The following is a 1,276-nucleotide window of genomic DNA, read 5'->3' on the forward strand; positions in this document are numbered from 1 at the left end:
TGGAGTGTTCCCGCTAAAGTGGCCACTGCAATTAAGCGGCGAGTTCGTATATGTCTCTGAATCCTAGTTCATACTCGGCTGGTGTCAAATATCCCAGTGTGGAATGTCGTCGTGCCCTGTTGTAGTACTCCTCGATCCAGGTGAATGTGCTCTTTGTGAGTGCTTTCAGGGTGGGCCATGGGCGCGTGTGAATGAGTTCCTTTTTGTAACTCGCGAAGAATGATTCTGCGACCGCATTGTCGAAACAAATTCCAGTGCGCCCCAACGATCGTCGGATATTGTTTTTCGTGCAGTACTTGTCGAAGTCAGCGGACGTGTATTGAGTTCCGCGATCGCTGTGAAATATTACTTTTCCGGGTGGTCGACGACGAGCGATGGCCATGTCCAGTGCGTCGGTGACCAGCTCGGTGCGCATATGGTCGGCCACGGCCCATCCGACGACCATCCGGGAGTGCAGATCGATGACGGTGGCCAAGTACGCCCAGCCATTCCAGGTCCGCACGTAAGTAATATCGCCGCACCACTTGGTGTTCGCCTCGGCCGCCGTGAAGTCACGGCCGACGAGGTCAGGTGCAGGAACGGGGCGCTCTCCGGCGACGGTGGTGCGCTTCCACGCCTTCGGGTGGCGGCCTTCCAGGCCTGCGGTTTTCATGAGCCGCCACACCCGCTTGTGCGAGACCCGATGGCCGCCGGCGGCGAGCTCTGCGCGCATACGACGAACGCCAGGGCGGCCGTTGAGACGCTCGTAGAGGCACTCGATCAGCGTGGTCAGTTCGTCGTCCCGCAGGTCTCGAGCTGAGCGGGATTTGCCACGCCATTTGTAATAGCCAGAAGTCGATACGTCGAGTTGAGCACACATGAACGTAACCGGATAGGAATCGGATTCAGCCCAGTCCGCGATAGCCGCGAATTTCACCGCGGGTCTTTCGCGAACCAGGTCGCTACTTTTTTTGCGAACTCCGCCTCCATCCGGGCGTGTTTCACTTCTTCGCGGAGACGCTCGAGTTCCGCCCGCTCGTCCTCATTCAACGGGCGGTCAGACTCGCCGTTTCCCTCGTCTCGGGACTTCTTCACCCATTTCCCCAACGTCATCTCGTGAACGCCGATACTGCGTGCAACCTCGGCGATCGCACGACCATCATCGATAACCAAACTTACCGCGTTGGCCTTGTACTCGGGAGTGAAGCTCCGACGAGTCGATCCCATAATCTGCTCCCTCTATCTCGGGGGAACTCTCCGCTCATCTCCGCGTGTCCACCAGAACGGGAACGGTCCA

At 58.3% G+C, this 1,276-nt stretch carries 2 protein-coding genes; both read right to left on the reverse strand.

Annotated elements, in window-relative coordinates; translation table 11 throughout:
- Positions 1-31: 31 nt before the first annotated feature.
- Positions 32-916, reverse strand: coding sequence for an IS3 family transposase (locus G6028_RS01465; protein ID WP_202959127.1), 885 nt, complete (start codon positions 914-916; stop codon positions 32-34).
- Positions 913-1,206 carry a transposase gene (locus G6028_RS17405; RefSeq protein WP_095719256.1) on the reverse strand — a complete coding sequence of 98 codons (294 nt, stop codon included), beginning with the start codon at positions 1,204-1,206 and terminating at the stop codon, positions 913-915. Before G6028_RS17405 ends, G6028_RS01465 begins: the two co-directional genes overlap by 4 nt.
- Positions 1,207-1,276 lie beyond the last annotated feature (70 nt).

This window comes from Dietzia cercidiphylli (assembly GCF_014145145.1).
GTDB classification, from domain to species: Bacteria; Actinomycetota; Actinomycetes; order Mycobacteriales; family Mycobacteriaceae; genus Dietzia; species Dietzia natronolimnaea.